This is a genomic window from Enterococcus sp. 7F3_DIV0205 (assembly GCF_002141365.2).
Classification (GTDB): domain Bacteria; phylum Bacillota; class Bacilli; order Lactobacillales; family Enterococcaceae; genus Enterococcus_L; species Enterococcus_L palustris.
Genome location: NZ_CP147244.1, coordinates 2,254,020 through 2,273,918, shown reverse-complemented (window position 1 = coordinate 2,273,918; position 19,899 = coordinate 2,254,020). Strand labels below are relative to the sequence as shown.

Annotated in this window: 11 protein-coding genes; 10 read left to right on the top strand and 1 reads right to left on the bottom strand. The window is 35.4% G+C overall.

What is annotated here, in order from left to right; translation table 11 throughout:
• Window positions 1-45 precede the first annotated feature (45 nt).
• The 5 genes from A5821_RS10710 to A5821_RS10690 all read left to right on the top strand — a co-directional run bounded on the left by A5821_RS10710 (window position 46) and on the right by A5821_RS10690 (window position 12,200).
• Window positions 46-4,530 (top strand): hypothetical protein, encoded by a 4,485-nt coding sequence (locus A5821_RS10710; RefSeq protein ID WP_086314563.1) that lies wholly within the window; start codon window positions 46-48, stop codon window positions 4,528-4,530.
• A 148-nt stretch (window positions 4,531-4,678) separates the two neighbouring features.
• Window positions 4,679-7,699: a hypothetical protein gene (locus A5821_RS10705; protein ID WP_086314562.1), complete on the top strand. Its 3,021-nt coding sequence runs from the start codon at window positions 4,679-4,681 to the stop codon at window positions 7,697-7,699.
• Window positions 7,700-7,971: 272 nt separating this feature from the next.
• Window positions 7,972-8,547, top strand: a complete 576-nt coding sequence (locus tag A5821_RS10700; protein ID WP_086314561.1) for a TetR/AcrR family transcriptional regulator — start codon at window positions 7,972-7,974, stop codon at window positions 8,545-8,547.
• A 108-nt stretch (window positions 8,548-8,655) separates the two neighbouring features.
• Window positions 8,656-10,350: an oleate hydratase gene (locus A5821_RS10695; RefSeq protein ID WP_086314560.1), complete on the top strand. Its 1,695-nt coding sequence runs from the start codon at window positions 8,656-8,658 to the stop codon at window positions 10,348-10,350.
• A gap of 326 nt (window positions 10,351-10,676) precedes the next feature.
• Complete coding sequence (locus tag A5821_RS10690; protein ID WP_086314559.1) at window positions 10,677-12,200, top strand: helix-turn-helix domain-containing protein; 1,524 nt, start codon at window positions 10,677-10,679, stop codon at window positions 12,198-12,200.
• Window positions 12,201-12,202: 2 nt separating this feature from the next.
• On the opposite strand, the gene A5821_RS10685 is transcribed toward A5821_RS10690, so the two are convergent.
• Complete coding sequence (locus tag A5821_RS10685; protein ID WP_086314558.1) at window positions 12,203-13,702, bottom strand: helix-turn-helix domain-containing protein; 1,500 nt, start codon at window positions 13,700-13,702, stop codon at window positions 12,203-12,205.
• 259 nt (window positions 13,703-13,961) lie between these two features.
• Between A5821_RS10685 and A5821_RS10680 the strand changes: the two genes are divergently transcribed.
• The 5 genes from A5821_RS10680 to A5821_RS10660 all read left to right on the top strand — a co-directional run bounded on the left by A5821_RS10680 (window position 13,962) and on the right by A5821_RS10660 (window position 19,856).
• Complete coding sequence (locus tag A5821_RS10680) at window positions 13,962-14,681, top strand: winged helix-turn-helix domain-containing protein (protein ID WP_086314557.1); 720 nt, start codon at window positions 13,962-13,964, stop codon at window positions 14,679-14,681.
• A gap of 248 nt (window positions 14,682-14,929) precedes the next feature.
• Window positions 14,930-17,848 (top strand): MucBP domain-containing protein, encoded by a 2,919-nt coding sequence (locus tag A5821_RS10675; protein WP_086314556.1) that lies wholly within the window; start codon window positions 14,930-14,932, stop codon window positions 17,846-17,848.
• 14 nt (window positions 17,849-17,862) lie between these two features.
• Window positions 17,863-18,258 carry an LPXTG cell wall anchor domain-containing protein gene (locus tag A5821_RS10670; RefSeq protein ID WP_086314555.1) on the top strand — a complete coding sequence of 132 codons (396 nt, stop codon included), beginning with the start codon at window positions 17,863-17,865 and terminating at the stop codon, window positions 18,256-18,258.
• Window positions 18,239-19,039: a WxL domain-containing protein gene (locus A5821_RS10665; RefSeq protein WP_249921869.1), complete on the top strand. Its 801-nt coding sequence runs from the start codon at window positions 18,239-18,241 to the stop codon at window positions 19,037-19,039. The genes A5821_RS10670 and A5821_RS10665 overlap by 20 nt, the downstream gene beginning before the upstream one ends.
• Window positions 19,040-19,070: 31 nt before the next feature.
• Window positions 19,071-19,856, top strand: a complete 786-nt coding sequence (locus tag A5821_RS10660; RefSeq protein WP_086314554.1) for a WxL domain-containing protein — start codon at window positions 19,071-19,073, stop codon at window positions 19,854-19,856.
• Window positions 19,857-19,899 lie beyond the last annotated feature (43 nt).

Sequence of the window (19,899 nt, the reverse complement as noted above, 5' to 3'; positions counted from 1 at the left end):
ACTTTAATTTGAATCGGAAAAATGAAAAAAAGGAGAAGGAGTAGCATGAGTAAAAAGAAAAAGATAAAAATTTGGTTGCTTTTAGGTATAGTATTCTTAGGAATATACGCGTTCAATCAAGCGTTTTCGTCAAAAAGTTCAATAAAAGCGGATTTTGATGCAAGACAGCAAATAAAGGAGTCAATAACTAAAGAAAACTGTTTGATTGTGACACAGAATGAAGAGTTTCCAGACATCACGACAAAATCAGGTCGTAATCAAGTACTTTCAAAAAAAAACATTCCTTCACCTGAAAAAGATTTTTCTTATGAATATAGTGACAGTCAAGGAAAAACGATCAATCCGAACAGTACGGAAGTTGGTTATCAAGAAATTTATGTAAAAATAACAAACAAGCAAACCAAGGTAAACAAATATATTTTAATACCAGTCACAGTGGCTGATGAAACAATGACATTGTTAGCGGAGAATAAAGTAGTATTACAAGTAGATGATTCACAAGGTCAAATGCTGTTTCAGGTCAAAGAAGTAGAAAATAAAAGTCCAAAAGAACTACAACAATTCGTTATGGAAAGAACAAAAGCTCGAGCATGGAAGGCTGATACAGGAGAAGAATTGTCAGTTAGAGTTTCAAGTACAACGATCGATCCATCGACTGTTGGGAACTATAAAGCAACATTAGAGGTTACTTTGAGTAAAGAAATTCCAGTTATTCAGATGGAAAAAGACGTTATCGTTCAAGAGAATGAACGGATACTAAATCCAGCACCTGCAACTCGTGTAGAGGATGGTATTACTTGGATAGAAATAAATAGTCGTGACGATGTATCGATGCAAAATGATTTTGAAAAAGGGACATTTAAGATTAAAAGTGGTACAAGAAATATGAATGCATTTAAATCTGATTCCTTGGAAATAGTACCTGTATATATGGGTTATAGATTGGATGACGGTATCGGTTCTATGTTCGGTCGGCTAGTTGCGACACCGACCTTTATTCCTTCTAAAAATGGCAGTTTATTACCTTCAATCAGTGAAAGAGGAGGAATTGGTACAACCTATAGAAGCAGCGACGGAAAGAGATTTAAGACAGAAACATTGGATTGGGCGAATCAACTTAAATATATCCACGAAGTGACAATCGCGCCAAATCAAAGTTACAGAGTACAAACAAGGATAGAAAATGTTTCAGCAGCTACTGTAAATTTAGGATTTATTAATAAAGGAATGGTAGGAGCTGGCGGAATTAGTTTTGCTACAAATTATTTTTTAACTTCATTAGGAAATGGACGAGGAATAAGAGGGCAATTTACTAAAGATATTGATCAAAATCAAACAGTTTTTGCGATAGATTTCAAACCTAGAGTAGCTGATCCATACACTTATTGGGATACAAAAGAGTCTATGCTAGCTAAAGACTGGATAGAATTTAATAAAACGGCACTAAAACCAGGAATGGAAACGAATAAGATTAGATCAGGAGAAAATATATTTGATAAAAAAGGGATAGCTTACTATTACTCGGCAGGAGTTCCAGAAAAACCTGTAGCTAGCGGTGGATCTGTTAGTGCAACTTGGGATTTGTTTTTTGGGGAAGCGCTACCGTACATTTCAATTGCTGTAGAGCCAGAAGAATACAATGTATACCAAGATACTCCGAATCAGGAATTTAAGTACAACTATACATTAGGAAATATTCCAACAGTAGACGATTATGGAACAATGACGATCACGTATCCTGATGATAGTAAAGAGAATAAACCTTTTACAGGTCGTGATTTGACGGGAGCTATTACCCTTCCTAGAAGTAAATTACCAACACAGTTAAATGATCGTCCTGGGACGATCAAAACATACGAAACTTCTGTATTAGCTATTAATGAAGCGCCTGGGGTATGGCAAGGATTGCCATCAGAAGACAAGTATCTTAATTTAAATGTGTATAATCTAGGTGGAACACCAATCGCTCAAATTATTAAGAAGGACAGCGCTTGGAATAAAACGGCAGACTCATTGATTAAAGATCCGGTTATTTTACCTGGACATAAAGCATCTTTTGACTATGTGGATAAAACAAAACCAGTAGATTCATCAAAAGTTGGCTTACAATTTGCTGAAATTCGTATGACTGATACAAATGAGCCTTCTAGAACAGCAATTATAAAGGTCCCAGTGATGGTAATGGATGGAACCATTCCAACTACAGGATTGATGGTGGGAGCCAATGATTTTTCTATTGATAAAAGTCAATTGACTGGTTTGACAGATGAACAGTTAAAAAATTTGATTCTAAAAGAATCTAACGCAGTAGGTTGGGAGGTTTCAACAGGGTTAACTGAAGGCATTGATTTGTCAGTATCAGCTACAACGTTAACTAATTCACCTGATATTACCAAAAAATATACCGCAACAATCAAAGCTACAAAGGATAGTTTAGTAAAAGAAGCAAAGATCAATATCACTGTTACAGCAAAATCGAATTTAAAGATTCGATTTGTGGATGAAAAAGGAGAAGACGTAGCCTCTCCAATCGATCTGCAGAAAAATGTGGCTAGTAAAGTCGATTTAACTAAAGAAGATGCAGTGTTAGCAGCCATCAAAGAACAAACTGACCTTGGGTATCTAGTAACGGAGCGTCCAGAAAATGAAACAGCCTATCCAATAGCAGAGATGGATCAAACGATTTATTATCGCTTTAAAACGGAGTCGAAACTAACAGTTGAATTTATCAATGGCAAAAATGACGTTTTGAATAGTGTAGAATTAACGGAAAAAATTGGTAGAAAAGTTGACCTAACTAAAGAAATAGCGGTTCAAACGATACTGACTGCACTCAAAGGTAAAGGATATGTATTGTTAGAGTCTCCGGAAAACGAAGTAGCGTATCCGATGACTAATAACGATACACAAAAGGTCGTTTACCGATTTAAAACAGAATCCCAACTTACTGTCAAATTTGTCAATGAGGACAATAGCATTATTGACAGTAAAGATACAATTGAGCTAGTTAAAGAAATAGGTGTCCCAATTGATTTGACGCAAGAGGTTGGGGTAAAAGAAAAGATTGACAAATACAAAGGGAAAAGATACGTGTTGATCGAATCACCTACGCCTGAAATAGCCTATCCAATAACAGCGGATGACCAAACAATTTTCTATAAATTCCAAACGAAATCAAAACTAATAATCAATTTTATTGATGAAAATAATGATATGTTAAAAACTCTTGAATTGACGAAAGAAATAGGTGTTCCAGTCGATTTAAGCAAGAATTTAGATGTAATGAAGGTGCTCGAAGGTTTAAAAATAGATAATCGTGTACTAGAACAACGACCACTTAATGAAACGAGCTATCCGATTGATGGGACAAATGAACCAGTCTACTATCGTTTTAGATCAAACTCAAAATTAATTATTAAATTTGTCAATGTAAACGATGATAGTGAACTTTTGAAGCCTTCTGTTGAGCTGATGAAGAGAATTGGATCGAATGTCAATATACGAGAAGAGGCTGATGTAGCTGCTGTGATAAAAGAACTTGAAGATGTGGATCATTATGAGTTAATTGCTTTTCCTAAGGGAGATACTGATTTTACAGTGACTTCTGCTGCTGAACGAGAGCTTTCTTACATTTTTGAAGTAGAGGCTGATTTTAATGTTCAATTCGTCGACGAGGAAAATACAGTTATAGAAACATTACCTTTGATAAGACGAATTGGATCTCTTGATTTAAGCAAGGATTCAGATATTCTTGCAGCAATTAAGTCACTCGAAGGAATGAACTATGAAGTGATCAAGCGACCGCCAAATGAGACCAATTATCCGATTCGACCCGTAACAGAATCAGCGATTTATCGAGTTAAAAAAATGGAAGTACCAGTAAAAATTCGATTTGTGAACGAAGACGGAGTGGATATAGATAATGTAGACCCTATCAATTCTACGGCAATTATAGGATCTATTCTAGACTTAAAGGTATTTGAAACAGAGATTCAAAAAAGATTGAAGCTACTTGAAGCAGAACATTATGAATTAGTAGAATCACCTGTAGATCAGCAAACGATAACGGAGCCATTAGAATTATTCTATCGCTTTAAAGGCTCATTATTCATTAGCTCATTTCCTGAGACATTGGATTTTGGAGATAAATACTTGACATCTAAGTTGATCAAAGGCGAACAACCGAAATACAATCAAGATTTGATCATTAAAGATACACGAAAGAATAAAAGTGCCTGGAAACTATCAGCAACATTAGAAACACCATTAACTAGTGCAGAAAATGCTAGTGAAGTAATTAGAAACGTGTTCTATTACAGAACAGGACAAGGTGCTAATGATAAAATACAACTGCTTGAAGGGCAAACTGAACCAATAGAAGTAGGGAATACTACAACAGGAGAGTATAATATCAGTGATAAATGGACGCAAAATAAAACAGGACTTGAATTAAGTGTATATTCCAATAAAGTCTATCAAACAGGAAAATACACAGCTTCTATTTTATGGCAAGTGGAAGAGACGCCATAAAATATTCTGTTTTAAACTTATTTATAAGATTCAAGATGATAAGGTTGGGAAGAGACTTACAGAGTCGATCCTAACCTTATTTTCAGATAATACTAAGCAAAAAAATTACAACTGCTTTAAAACAGTTGTAAAATTAGGAGGAGTAAGTATGAGGAATAAAAGAATAGTATTTTGGGTTAGTTATGTAATTTTACTAGGATTTTTATATACATATTTACAGATTGATACTGTCGTGGCTGAGGAGAAAAGTGCTCAAAAAACCAGTTTAACAGATAAACCCAAAAGAACTCACTCTAAAATAAAAAAAGTTCAAGGTCCTGAAAATAAGGCAAATTCGAGCTACAAAAAAGATTTGTTTCTTAAGTATCTAGATTTAGGAGAAGGTTTTGATAAGTGGACGCCGAGTTCAAGAGGTACAAACTGGAAAGAATACCTTGCGTCCCAAAGTAGCAGTGGAAATGTAAAAGTTGATGGTGGATATGGAAGTAGTTCAGAATGGAGTAGTTTCTTTCGTATAGGCTCACCCCCATACAACTTATATATGGATTTAAAACCGAATTTACGACCAATGTACTTGAACATCGGTGAGGATGGTAGTAAGAGTTTTCAAGGTCCAATAATTTGGGAAGATTATAGCCCAGTAAGTCCAGTGTGGCAAAATGATGGAATGGCGACTAGTTCACCTCTCATTATTTCTCAAACTTCTGATTCTGGGACTAAAACAATTGATGCTATGAACATGTATGGGCAAGGAGGAAAAAAAGAATCTATAGAAGAGGTGCCCCCATCTATTATAGAAAATGTAGAGTGGTACGGTGTGCAAGATGAGAATTCTATTAGAAATGAATATTCTTGGTCAAAGATAGTCTACAACATAAGAAATAACCCTGAGGCACATTCTGAAAACACTTTTGAGTACACTTTAAAAGTGGAGTACCTAATGGGAGTTGATTCAAATGGTGCAGTAATCTTTGGAACTCGAGTGACGAATAGTGGAAAAGATACTTTAACTGGATTTTCTTTAGGTGGTCGATATCATGTTGGTATATCAAATATTTTAGAACCTATCCGACAAGAGAACCTGTTACCTGTAGAATATATTGGTGGGAACAGAGGTTTAGCCTATTATAGTAATAATGGAAATTCAGATACAAATATTATAGCTCGATTTTATTTAGATACAGCATCTAAACCTCAAAGCTGGGCTGCTGGTCAAATCACTGAAGCGGGACACCCAGAACAATTTTTTAATTCAAAATACACCGGATTCAATGGACCAACCTCCACTGGACAAGAAAAAAAGAATGCCGCTCATGGAGAGATAGCGTATTCAGATGATATTCGTAAAGCAAACGGAATTACTGGGAAATACCAAACAGGTTTATATGTTAAAAATCAGCCAGTGGATTTAGCGCCAAATGAATCTACGTTATACAGTTTTAGAATGTCTTCCTCACCATTAGTGACAGCAAACCCAGAACTATTTTTAGACGAAAGTGAGGTTCCGTATGATGGTGGCTCTCACACCGTTAAAGGATCTGTCTTACAGTATAGTGAAAAAAATAGTGATATTGATATCGAATATTCTTTTGAAGAAGACGGTCCTTTTACTAAAGTTACAAAGGTCTTAAATAAATCAGGAGAAGAAATACCATGGTCGTTTGAAATACCTGAAGATAAACTTAAACAAGGCGTTACTCAGAAAATATATCTTAGAGCAGTCTCTTCCGCTACTGATGGCTTTTCAGAAATATTAAGCCAAACGCTAGTCTATAATGCAGCGCCTATCATCACAGCTGAGAAACCTAACTGGTTTTTTACCGGTTCAGGATACACAATAAATGGGACATGGAGGGAATCAGAAGGAGAAACAGTTTCTCTTTACTATTCTCTTGATAACGGATTACCTAAAGTAATCGGGAAAAATATAGCGAATGTTCCTGCGAATACAGAGATAAACTTTAGCAAAGAAATTCCTTCATCAGAGTTAGGGGATACTAGTCATGAACTGTCAGTTTGGGCTGAGGATGTTCGTGGTGGATTATCAAAAGTTGAGACTTGGAACATAGGTCCGCACGTGAAACCTGCCGTAACGGCCGACTTTGCTATTGATAAGAAAGAAATTGACGAAGGAGGAACCGTTCTATTTACGTCCACCTTTAAGAACACATCGACACCTTCTGTTTGGAATAAGGTGATATATGAGAATACAAAAGCATTCCCTGAAAATGTGTCAGTAGATACTAGTTCAGTGAAGCTGACAGCAGACGGCGTTACTGTTATACCTAAAAAAGTTGAGTTTGGAGCGGACAGAAAGCTTAAGGTAGAATTAGGAACGGTGAAAGAACAAACTGAACTAAAACTAACCTATAATGTTGTTTCAGAAAATGGGGTACCACCAATCACAAAACCGTTTAGCGTAGAACAAGCGTACAAATTGAGTGGAGAAACAGCAGATGCAACCCTTGTAGAATATACATCAAATAGTCAGAGCTTTACAATAAACCCAAAAATTGCCGCTGTAAAAATTCGATTTGTGGATGAAGATGGTGTTGATATAGGCAAAGTAGAGCCAATCAATTCAACCGCTATTATAGGAACTATTCTTGATTTGAAACAATTTGACACAGAAATTCAAAAACGATTGACAATACTTGAAGCAGAACATTATGAATTAGTAGAGCCACCTGTTGATAAACAAGAGATAACTGGACCATTAGAACTATTCTATCGTTACAAAGGCTCATTATTCATTGGCTCGTTTCCCGAAACATTAAATTTTGGCGATAAATACTTGAAGTCTAAACTAATCAAAGGAGAACAGCCGAAATATGATAAAGAGTTGGTTATTAGAGATACACGAAAGAGTAAAGGGGCGTGGAAATTGTTGGCAACATTAGAACAACCATTGACTAGTGAAGAGGACCCAAGTGAGGTCATCAACAATGTGCTCTTTTATAAGCAGGATGCAACAACTAAAATTCCTTTACTCAAAGGACAAGCTCAACCAATAGAAACAGGAAATGCAACAAGCTCAGGAGAATACAATATCAGTGATAAATGGACAAAAAATAAAACAGGGTTAGAATTGAGTGTATATTCCAACAAAGTCTATCAAACAGGGAAATACACAGCGTCCATTTTATGGCAAGTAGAAGTAACACCTTAAGAAAGTATAGTGGTGCAGCAACTATTCCAATATTAAAACAGCAAAACAATTAGCAATACCTTAACTCAGTTTTTTTTGAGTTAAGGTGTTGTTTTTATTAGAGGTAAACTTCATTGGTTTTTTAAGGTATAGTGATGACTTTTTGCTTTTCTAAAGCAAGATTTTTTCTATAGTCACAACCATTAACAATCATTAAAAAATCTACACAATCTTATATTTTTCAGCATTTTTTTGGTATGATGTATGTAACTAAAAAAAGCGAGGAAAAAATCATGAGCGAATCACAAATAACCAAAAAAGCCATCTCGTCTGCATTGATCGAATTATGCGATAAAAAGCTATTCAGTAAAATCAGCGTGCAAGATATCACCAAAGAAGTCGGCTTAAACCGCCAAACATTCTATTATCACTTTACGGACAAACAAGATCTATTACGTTGGATCTACACCCACGATGCATTGATCTATCTAGACTCACCAGACGTCAGCATCGACAATTGGGAAGAGCAAGCCTTAAAAATGTTAAAAGCGATCCAATCCAAAAGTGATTTCTACTATAATACTGTTAGTTCAGATTCAGATATCCTAAGAAAATGCTTTTCGGCAATCACAAATAAACTCTTCATTAATTTATTCGATCAAATGGACAAAGAAAATCAACTACTTCCAGAAGACAAACTATTTTACGCGCGATTTTTTTCGTATGGCTGTAGTGGTGTCTTGATCGATTGGATTTTAGGCAGTTATAAAGAATCACCATTAGAAATCGCCACACAGTTATTCCGTTTAGCCAAAGATACAGAATTTTTCTCTTATCGTCTGTATGCGCAAGAAAACGAACTATTGTGACAAATTGTTCATTCTGTCTAAAAAGAAGACGGAATGGAAAGGCTATCACAAGACATTTACATGGAATCATTGTACGCTAGGTTCATAAATTGAATCGGGGGGATTTTCATGAAAAAAAGACATATTGGATTAGCCGCAGCAGGTGCATTAGGTGCAGCTTTCCTTGCTAAAAAAGTATCCGCTGAAAAGAAAGTAGAAAAAGTTGCTGAGATAGAAGAAGAGATCAACAGCCGTTATTATGGAGACAAACAGGTTTATCTAATTGGCGGCGGAATCGCTACAATGGCGGCAGCGGCTTACTTGATTCGTGATGCAAACTTTAATGGGAAAAATATCCACGTGATCGAAGGCATGAAAATTCTGGGCGGAAGCAATGACGGAATCGGTACCAACGAAAAAGGGTTCGTTGCTCGCGGTGGTCGAATGTTAAATGAAGAAACGTATGAAAACTTCTGGGAATTATTTAGTAGCATCCCTTCACTTGAATGGGCAAATCACAGTGTAACAGAAGAAATTTTGAACTTTGATCACTTACATCCAACACATGCTCAAGCACGCTTAGTGACAAAGGACCAAGAAATCCTTGACGCACATACAATGGGATTTGACAATGAAGATCGTTTAGCGATGACAAAATTATTAGCTGCCTCAGAAGAAAGTTTAGATGGCGTAACGATCGAAGAGTGGTTTGGTCCACATTTCTTTGAAACCAACTTCTGGTACATGTGGCAAACAACTTTCGCTTTCCAAAAATGGAGCAGTGCCTTTGAATTACGTCGTTATATGAATCGAATGATTTTAGAATTTTCTCGTATCGATACATTAGAAGGCGTAACGCGTACACCATTGAATCAATATGATAGTGTAATTTTACCGTTAAAAGCCTTTTTAGAAAAACACGGTGTTGATTTTACTCTGAATGAAGATGTGGTTGATTTAGAATTTAAACCAGGTGCAGAAATCACTGTTACAGCATTGAAGCTGGGGAATGGTGAAACTATTGAACTGAATGAAGAAGACGTCGTGATCATGACCAATGGAACCATGACTGATAGTTCGACAGAAGGGGATTGGAGTACTCCAGCGCCAGAGGTTACAGAAGAATCACGTTCTGCTCGTCTATGGCGCAATATCGCCAAGAAAAAAGCAGGATTAGGGAATCCGGAACCATTCTTCGGTAATGAAGCACAAACTAACTGGGAAAGTTTTACGGTTACTTGCCGCGGTGATAAGTTATTAAAACGAATCGAAGAATTTTCTGGCAATATTCCAGGATCAGGTGCATTAATGACGTTGAAGGATTCAAGTTGGTTGATGAGTACCGTTGTCGCAGCACAACCTCATTTTAAAAATCAAGATCCTGATACAACGATTTTCTGGGGATACGGGATTTATACAGACAAAGTCGGCGATTATGTGAAAAAACCAATGCGTGATTGTACAGGAGAAGAAATTTTATATGAGTGGATTTGTCAAATGGGTTGGCAAAGTGATTGGGAGGAAATTCACAAAGATGTGGTAAATGTGATTCCTGCCTATATGCCATATATTGATGCGCAGTTCCAACCACGCAAAATGGACGATCGTCCTCAAGTCGTTCCAGAAAATAGCACGAACTTTGCGATGGTCAGTCAATTTGTTGAAATACCAAAAGATATGGTCTTTACAGAAGAATATTCAGTACGTGCTGCTCGAATTGCAGTGTATACGTTGTTTGATATTGACAAGGAAATCATTGCTGTGACGCCGTATAATCGCGATCCTAAAGTGTTAGCTAAAGCTGCACAAACAATGTTTAGATAAAAAAAATCACACTTTTATAAAAAAGAAGGACAACAAAAAATAGTTGTTCTTCTTTTTTTTAGTGTATTTAGGACTATTACGTTCAAATGATATTCAAATTATAAAGATATAATTTCTCGTTTCTACTTTTTTTTGATACTTTTTATTCTAAAAAAAATAATAAAAAATATGTGAAATATTGCATAATGATGATGTTCACAAGTTATTTCTTTTTTTACTGGAAAAAGAGGATAAAAAGAAACGGGAAAAGAAAAAAAAAGTATATTATTTGTAAAAAGAGATGTTTGGGGAAGCGAAACAAAAACAAAAAAGATTTGGGGATACTAATGAGAGCTTTTTTAGATGAAACATATGATAGACAATTGAAAATTCTAAGTTATATAGATAACAAAAAAAAGATAGTCAGTGTGAAGCAAATATCTGAAAACACAAATCTTTCTGAAAAGACTGTTTTGCAAGTGATCAGAAGATTTGAGCAAGAATTTTCTTTTTCTGACAATCAATTTCAAATTATTTATGCAAACAAGACAATTAAAGGGATATATGCAGAAAATTTAGATTTAATGAGCATAGCATCCGAGTGTATAAAAAAATCAGTACTATATAAAATAATTCGTACTATATTTTTATATGAAAAAGTAGACGCAAAAAAATTCTGTGACTTAGAGTACATAAGTCCGCCTACATTTTCTCGTTATCGTCAAAGACTAGCCGCGATTTTAGAAAAGTTTGATTTACAATTGACACGTGATAATCAGATTCAAGGGAATGAATTAAAAGTCAGAAACTTTTTTTATCTATTTTTTTGTTACTCATCAAGTAAATGGGAGTTTAGTGAACAAGAATATCGTGAAATAGAAACAACGATCTATAAGTATGTTGAAAATTGGCAGACGCTTAATCAAGTTCGTCAACGAAAAATTTGTTTGCTTATTTATATTAGCAATATTCGTTCTTCGCAAAAATACTATTGCAAGAATGATGTTTTGACAAAGCTAACGAAGCAAGGGTTATTTGAATATAAAAATGTATTGGTCGATTACTTCAATTCAAAAAAAAATAGAACTATAGATCAAGTGTGGCATGAGGTAAGTTTTGTTGAATTATTGATGTACAAGGAGGACTTAAGTTTACGAGAAATCGATTATGATCGCTACGAATTATTTTATAATGATCATAATTTCCCCTTTATACAACAAAGTAATCTATTGACTGAAATAATTATTCAAACTTTTTTTTCAGGAGCCTCAAGAGAAAATAAAGAACTTTTTTTACAAGTCAGACAGGAAATAGACAAAATGCATCTAGTTTTTAATACTTGCTATGCTGATTTGAGTATCTTTTATTACGTATATGATACTAGTAATTTTTATTATCGTGATGCAGCAGAGAAGAAAATCATCGGACAAGTAGAAAGAATTGTGGAAGAGATAACGACTTCTACAATTTATCAACCCTGGTGGGAGGTACTTACTATCTCTAAAGAAGCGTTTGTTAATTCCTTGTATCTACTTATCTATGCATTGCTCAATAAGTTGCATGAATATAAATACGAACCTGTAAAAATAATGGTTCAAAACTCAAAGGTATTTATCGAAGAGATAATTGTCAATAAGTTAGCTTTGATTTTTGGTGATAGGATTCAATTAGTACCGACTTTTCGAGATTCTCCAGATCTTTTGGTTACGGATATTCAATTATTAGACACTCCAGAACAAACACGAGAAATATTTGTTACGTCCTTTTCGGATTATGCTGATATCAACAATGCAATCTTCGAAATTCAAAAGGAGATTATCCAAAATTATGGTCAACGAGAAATTACTCAGCAGCTAGTCAGTTTAAATTGACGCTATTTAAATGTAGAAGAATTATGGATACGATAATTGATAAATTTTGATAGTTCCGCCCAAGTTTGGGAATCAAAAGGATTATCAAAGAAAAAAAAGTCTTGATTGTTGATATCTCCTTCATAACAATCGGAGATAACAACATCTGCGTTAAGAATATCTGCCGTAAATTGAATGGTTTGAGTGCCGAATGTGGACAATAAGCTACTTTTAATCTGATCTGTTGTATAGAAATCTCTAGAGTATTGACAGAAAATAATCAGTGGCTCTACCTTTCGAGAGGTATCGATCACATAATAAAGGACATTAGTCATATATGTGATCAACCCTCTAGAGACTATTTTTTTTAAAAAAGGATCGGTTTTAAAAAAATTGGTGACGAAGGCATCCAGCTCTTTCTCCATCTTAGAGAATGTTTGTTTTCCTCCATCCAATGACGATAAATGTTTTTCATTTTCCACCAAAGGATCATAGTCAACTTGAATATAATGAACAAAAAGAAGAGCTATAAACACATGGTAGTAGAAAAAAAGATAAGATTCGTCTTTGATAACAAGGTCGTATTTTTTTTGCAAAAATTTTAATAAATTTGTGCAGCTATTCGTTAAGGGAAGATTTGAATCAATCAATAATTGTGCAGTCTGCTGTTTGGTTTCTTTTGTATCAATATTAGGAATAAAAAATCTAGCTAAGAAACTAAAGTACACTTGTTCCGCTCTGATTTCATCATGTGATAGGACAGTAGTGAAATCTAAAGTAAATATAGTAGGGTTTTTTTCATTCAAAATAATTAAATAGGAGAGAAAGGCATCATCAATAGTGATTTTTTCTTGTAAGTACAAAATCCTCCAATAGGTAATATTTTGAAAATAGCGTAGTCTAGTTAATTGGGATGGTGCTAAAGTTGTCTTGATTGGAATGGGTAACTGTTTAAAATAATCAGGAGATCTGTGGAAAGGCCATATCGCTCCTTTTAAAATATTCCAATAAGCATAAAAGAGAAAAAAGCGAATGTCGGTTTCAGTTCCTTGAAGATTTTCTTTTCTGTTCAAATCGCCAAAGGCAATTTTGACTCTAAAATAAGCCAATCGTTTATTTAAAATTTTTAAAGTTCTATAGGCATAAGAAGGACTCAAATTGATAGTTTGGGCCAGAGATTCCAACGATATATGATTTTTATCAGCGATAGCTGAAAAGATCAAGTACTCTGGCGAAATAGAGATATAGCTGAAACGTAAAGTATTAATAGCGTAGCTCACATTCAAAGAATCGGGTAATACGATGGAAAAGATAGTATTCTGTTGTTCTATTTTTATTGGTGTTTCGAGAAACAGACGGCTCAAATCTTCGTTAAGTTGTTGTATATAACGATAAGTAGTACTCTTGGAGTCTTTACTCTCCTGAATAATTTCTTGAATACCAATTCCTTTAGTACTAAACAAAATTTTTTTAAATAGTTCGAATTTTTTTTCTTCGTTTTTTTTAATAAACTTTCGTTTCATACACTCACCGCATTCCTTTTTAAAATGAAAAACCAACAAAAAATGTTGGTTTGTTTTATGAAAATATAACATATAACGTGAAAAAAATACAAAAAAGTGTTGTTATATCAAAGAAATTGACAATATTTCAAAAAAAACTGAAAAAAAAGGATTTTATGTAATTTAAAACGAGATTTAAAAGATATAATTTTAGTATAAATAAGATTTCGATTTAACTTAAGAGATGAACATTTATATCAAATAGAAAGGATAGAAGATTATGTATAGCATAGGAATTGTACACACACGAGAATCAAACGACGATACATACGCTAATCAGTTAAGTAAAATAACATATCGATTATATTCGCTATCCAGAGAAGATGTATTGAATGAAGCTTCTAAGATGGATGCATTAATAATTGAAGACTCTTCATCTTCAGGGTTAAAGCATACATGTGAGCTAATTTTAGAATTAAGAAGACGCTATGAAATGTTGATTTGGGTTGTTTCTAAAAATTTAACAAAAACAAGTAAAATTGTTTATTTGCAACTTGGTGCTGATGGGGTAGTTGATGCAGAGCACGAGCAAGAAGAATCCATTTTACAGTTTTCAAATATCTTAAATAGAATTAATAGAGAAAAAGGAACAGTTTTTCCTAAGGAGCCTTATGAAAAGGGAACATGTAGTAGTGAGCTGGAACTAAACCCTACTAATTTGAGTGTGATTCTTGAAGGAAAAACTGAAATTAGTTTGACCAGACTGGAATTCCAAACAATTTCATTTTTGCTAGCGAATGTTGGAATTGCAGTTACATATGAAGAGATATACGAAAACGTCTGGAAAGATGACTTTAATAGTAATCGAGATGGAAATAAACAGTATCGAGTTAGCAATCTGGTTTTTCATTTACGCAAAAAAATAGAAGAGAATCCTAATCAGCCAAAATACATTAAAACGGTACGTTCTAAAGGGTATATGGTAAGTACTGTAATGTAAGGGAGAAAAACGATGTGTCATGGCGTTTGATTAGGATACATTCCGAATCAAAGACGGTGACAAATATAGCTTAATTTCTTTTTTTTATCATGCTTGGAAATCGACACGCCAAATTTAGAAGCAAGTAAGACTTTCTTTATAAAATAAATCAGCTTCATTTTAAGAACCAACTGCTGTCGATAACTGGTACATTGCAAGATGAAAAATTGAAATAAATGTACACAACTATTGAAGAAAGGAGGATAAAGATGAAAAATAAAAAAGGCATGCTTTTATTTATGAGTATGAGCGTTTTAGTAGTGATAAGCCTTGTTCTTGGGTGGCATACTTCTAGTATTAAAGCACAGGAAACAAAAGGGGATCAAGTTGCTGAAATAACAGAGCAGTCACAATATCCACCGTTATTTCAACCATACGCGTTAGAGAGTATGAGAGATTGGGAGGAAGTTTCTACTCCACGGACCGCTAAGATTGACCTTAGTCCACCTAAGGGATATTTCTTAGAGCTTGTTTCGTTTGGAGGCTTACCGATCGACAAAGATACGAAAGAACTGGAAAAACTAAAATTAATGATACAGTATACTCTTCGATTCAGTGGTTTACAATACCTAAATGTGTTGAGATATGATGGAAGCTACGTTGGTCTGTCACACGATAAACGAGGAGTTACTGCGAGTTCTGCACCATTAATTTTTGTTCAAGGGGATAAAGTAATTGAGCCCTTAAATGAATTCGGACAAGGTGGAGGAGATAGTAAACCAGTCTCATTAGTATCTAATATAAAGCATTATCGTGCTGATGTAGTATTGACACCAAACGACCCAATATCGCCTTCTTACAATCGATCAGTCAAAATTGAATATGAATTGAGAAATAATCCTGCAGTAGTGACAGAAAATACATTTGATTATCATGTGAAAGTAGTGACTGAATTTGTTATTGCGCCAACAGGGAAAACAAGATATGCTACAAAAATTACCAATTTAAGTAATGTACCATTACAAAATTTTGTGTTGGGTGGACGATATGATGTGGATTTATTAAGTTCGAGCCCAACTATACCGCGCGGAGATAACATTATGCCTGTTAAGTTTCTAGGGTCTAATCTGGGTGTTAGTTACGATAGCTATGGTGTAGATGCTAAAGGAAATCCCGATGCATCAGAGTCGTATGCATCAGCAAATTTTTATTTTGATACAAAAGATCGACCGGATAGCTGGAGCGTTAAACAGATGATGCCTAACGGCCAACCAAGGGATTTCTATAATCCAAAAATTACTGGCTTTTCAGATGCTTACAGTACAGGGCAAGAAGTGTTAAATGCCCCAATGGGAGATATTGCCTATTCAAAGGAACAAAATGAAACAGCAGATGTTTATGATACGGCGTTATACGTGAAAAATAAACCCGTTGATATAGACCAAGGTGAATCTACTGGCTATGTGATGTCATTTTCTGCTAAACCGCAGGGTGAATCGTTGCCAATGTTGGATTTAGATGAAGAAAATGTTTTTTATGACGGCGTTTCTCATACCGTTACAGGTACAATTATGGACTTCGGCACAACAACCAAAGAAGATATTTATTATTCAATGACAGGTACAGCAGGAACATTTAAACTTGTTAAAACAATTAGTCCCTACGTTCCAGGAACGAATGTTGAATTTTCATTTGATATTCCTAAAAGTGACTTAGGTTCTAAAGGAAATAAGTCAGTTTATGTTTATACCAGAAATAGTAGTGGAAAAGTATCTAATACAGTAGAACAGAAATTGACTTACAACTCGCCGCCAGAAATTACAATAGCGGATAAGCAAGAGTGGTTTATGACGGGTTCAGATTATAATCTGGCTGGTAAGTGGAAAGATGCTGATGATACAGCTGTGGATATTAAATATTCACTTGATGATGGTGTGGTCAAAACGCTAAGTCGAGGAGTAGCCAACAGTCCAGTAGACACCTTACGTGATTTTACGGGAGTGATCCCAGCCTCTGTACTTGGTGATACTAGTCATGAATTATCGGTTTGGTTGACAGATGCTCGTGGAATGGACTCAGCTCCAGAAACTTGGACGATCAGTCCCCACACTGCACCAGATGTCTCAGCGAATCTAACGATTGGCAAAGCAGAGATTTTGGAAAGTGAAACAGTAGAATTTACTTCAACTTTTCAAAATAAAGCCTTAGCACCATCAGTTTGGAATAATGTTCTTTATGAAACAACAGAGGCATTCCCTGCCAATGTTACAGTCGATAAAACATCCGTTAAATTAAACGGAACGACTATCGCAGCTAGCGATATTGAGTTCAGTGCAGATAGAAAGTTAAAGGTAAAACTTGGGAAAATAGCACCTAGTGCGGTGATGAACTTAACTTATAATGTTGTTTCCCAAATTGCTGAACCGCCTATTGATAAAAATATAGAAGTGAAACAAGCCTATAAAGTCAGCGGAACAACAGCTGCTGGTACAACGGTAGAAGCGTCTTCTGGCGCGTTAAAAACGTTCATTATCAAACCAAGAATCGCTGATATCACGGTATTATATTTGGAAGAAGATTCAGAGAGAGAGCTAACTGAAGAACCTTCTCTCACTGGGTTGATTGGTGAAGAAGTGACAATTTCAGCTAAAAAAATTGATGGCTACGTGCTGAGCAAAGTAGTTATTGATGAAGAAGAACAACCAGTAGTTTCTAGCGAAGTAACAGTGAAGTACGGTGAAAACTACCTAGTGGAGTTTTACTACACTGGTGTATTAGAGATCAAGTCGGCGCCTGTTGGCTTTGATTTTGGAACAGTCACTTCTAGTTATAAAAAAATCCGAGTAGATAGCGCCGAGATTACAGATGATCCGTTCGTTATAACAGATAATCGATTAGGTAATCAAGATTGGACCTTAAAAGCCGCTCTGACGACACCACTATCAAATAAATCAGGAAAAATTTTGAATGAAGTGATCCGCTACAAAAATGGTAAGGATGAAATTATCTTACGTAATGACTTTTTACCAATAGTTTCTCGTAAAACAACGAATGCTGGAGATTATAGTATTAGTGATACTTGGAGTTCAACGGGTGATGGATTTAAGATGGAAGTTGCACCAGGAGCGGTTAATGAGTTAGGCAGTTATCATGCTGTCATTCAATTTCAACTAGGAATTACACCATAAATGGAGGGGAACTCATGAAAAAAAATAATCATGTATGGTACACGTTGCCCTTCATTCTCGCCTTCATTCTGTTTTTTGGTCTATTCCAAACAGTTGAGGCTACAGAAAATGGTGGAGCGGTTCAAACCAAAGGTCAGATCACTTTTCTTGAAAATGATTCTTCTTCAAGTGATAGCACAACAGACTCATCTTCTAGTAGCGAATCTGTTGTTTCAAGTTCAACAAACTCTAGTCAGTCGAACTTTCCAACTAAACCCAAAGGTAGATATCCATCTACTGGTGAGTTAGTAAAAAGAAGTTTATCTATAAGCGGCATATTATTGCTGCTGATTGCTTTCATTCTGTATTTGCTGAAACGTAATAATCAAGCAAAGCGGAGGAGGGGGGAGAATGAGAAAAATGAAAACTAAAAAGGTGATCATCGTCGTTCTCTCTTGCTTAGCTTTTACAGCAACTGCTCAGACAGCTTTAGCTGAAGGAGTGGGAGTCGGGGCTGAAATTCAATTTTCTGATCGTCCAGATGAAGGAAATGGCATTAAAGACCCTGAAAATCCAGACGTAATTGTAGATCCTAGCATTATCAATGGATCACAAGGCTCGTTGCGGATAGACTTTGTTCCAGAACTCAACTTTGGAGCAAGTAAAATTGCAGAAAGAAACATTGTTTTTCCAGCAAATGCACAGCAATTTAAGGGAGAAACAACAGCAAGAGGGCAATTTGTTCAAGTATCAGATTACCGATCGAACCCAACTGGCTGGACCTTGCAATTACGTCAAGAGGAGCAGTTTAAGAAACTCGAAGAAAAAAACCATATTCTAAAAGGAGCAGTCCTGTCTTTTGATAATTCTTGGACAAACTCCAAAAAAGCTCAATCATTGTCGCCAAAAGTTTCAAAAGAAGTGATTCGATTGAATAACATTGGTGAAACATACAATTTGGCTGAAGCTGACTTGGGAAATGGCGGAGGAACCTGGAGCATCGTTTTTGGTGCTTCTGATGAGAATACTAGCGGACAAGCTGGTACTCTGAGCCCTAAGCTAGATGACCAAGGAAAATCAATTATTGATGAAACCGTAAATAAAAATGCATTCATCAATAATGCAGTACAATTAGCAGTTCCAGAAGCAACAGAGAAAAAGGCTGGAACTTATACAACGGTGTTAACTTGGATTATATCCGAGCTACCATAGATAAATCACAATATATTAGGAGGAAACACAAATGAAATTAACACACAAATTATGCGGAGCAGCTTTATTAGCAGCAGTAGGTATCGCAGTAGCAGTACCAAATTCAGTAAAAGCAGCACCAGGAGCAGCACCATCAGCAGGAATGGATATCCAATTTACTGCTAATACAGGCGACGGTACAACAAATACTCTTACTTCTGGTGACGGTAGTGGTGAAGGAACAATCACTAGTGGTCTTGTAACAACAGACGCTGGAACTTTTGGTGTTAGAGCAATCACACCTCTAAACTTTGGATCAGATAATTCAGCAGCTTCAGGAACTGGACGTCATTTCTTTGCGAAAAACTTTGTTGCGAATGGGCAAGAAGGTTCTACAGATAAAATGATCTCACCTAACTATGTTGAATTTGTGGACGATCGTACTGAATTAGAGCACAAATATGAAATCACTGCACAAATCACAAGCGAATTAAAAACAACTGTTGGAGCATCTAATACAGAGAAAAAATTAGACGGCGCAACATTACAATTCTTAAATGGACGTGTTAAGTCTGAAACTGATCCAACAAATACGTTAACACCAACAGAAGCAGTTGCAACAACAGCAGTTGAGTTTGGTCAACCAACACAAATTTTAGGTCATGAAGACGCTACTAAAGGCCGTGGTAAATTCAAAATGTTATTTGGAACTTACGCAGCAGGCGATGCAACTGATTCAGAAAAATCTGTAAAACTAAATATCAAAGATGAAACTGAATTGTTCATAGACAATGGCTACCATGGTGAAATCACTTGGTCAATGAACGTTTTACCATAAGCTGTAAAACGCTACTTGATTTAATCAAAATATAAACAAACTG

Coding starts and splice junctions, on each gene's coding strand:
- A5821_RS10710 (WP_086314563.1), top strand. CDS start 46: ATGAGTAAAAAGAAAAAGATAAAAATTTGGTTGCTTTTAGGTATAGTA.
- A5821_RS10705 (WP_086314562.1), top strand. CDS start 4,679: ATGAGGAATAAAAGAATAGTATTTTGGGTTAGTTATGTAATTTTACTA.
- A5821_RS10700 (WP_086314561.1), top strand. CDS start 7,972: ATGAGCGAATCACAAATAACCAAAAAAGCCATCTCGTCTGCATTGATC.
- A5821_RS10695 (WP_086314560.1), top strand. CDS start 8,656: ATGAAAAAAAGACATATTGGATTAGCCGCAGCAGGTGCATTAGGTGCA.
- A5821_RS10690 (WP_086314559.1), top strand. CDS start 10,677: ATGAGAGCTTTTTTAGATGAAACATATGATAGACAATTGAAAATTCTA.
- A5821_RS10685 (WP_086314558.1), bottom strand. CDS start 13,702: ATGAAACGAAAGTTTATTAAAAAAAACGAAGAAAAAAAATTCGAACTA.
- A5821_RS10680 (WP_086314557.1), top strand. CDS start 13,962: ATGTATAGCATAGGAATTGTACACACACGAGAATCAAACGACGATACA.
- A5821_RS10675 (WP_086314556.1), top strand. CDS start 14,930: ATGAAAAATAAAAAAGGCATGCTTTTATTTATGAGTATGAGCGTTTTA.
- A5821_RS10670 (WP_086314555.1), top strand. CDS start 17,863: ATGAAAAAAAATAATCATGTATGGTACACGTTGCCCTTCATTCTCGCC.
- A5821_RS10665 (WP_249921869.1), top strand. CDS start 18,239: ATGAGAAAAATGAAAACTAAAAAGGTGATCATCGTCGTTCTCTCTTGC.
- A5821_RS10660 (WP_086314554.1), top strand. CDS start 19,071: ATGAAATTAACACACAAATTATGCGGAGCAGCTTTATTAGCAGCAGTA.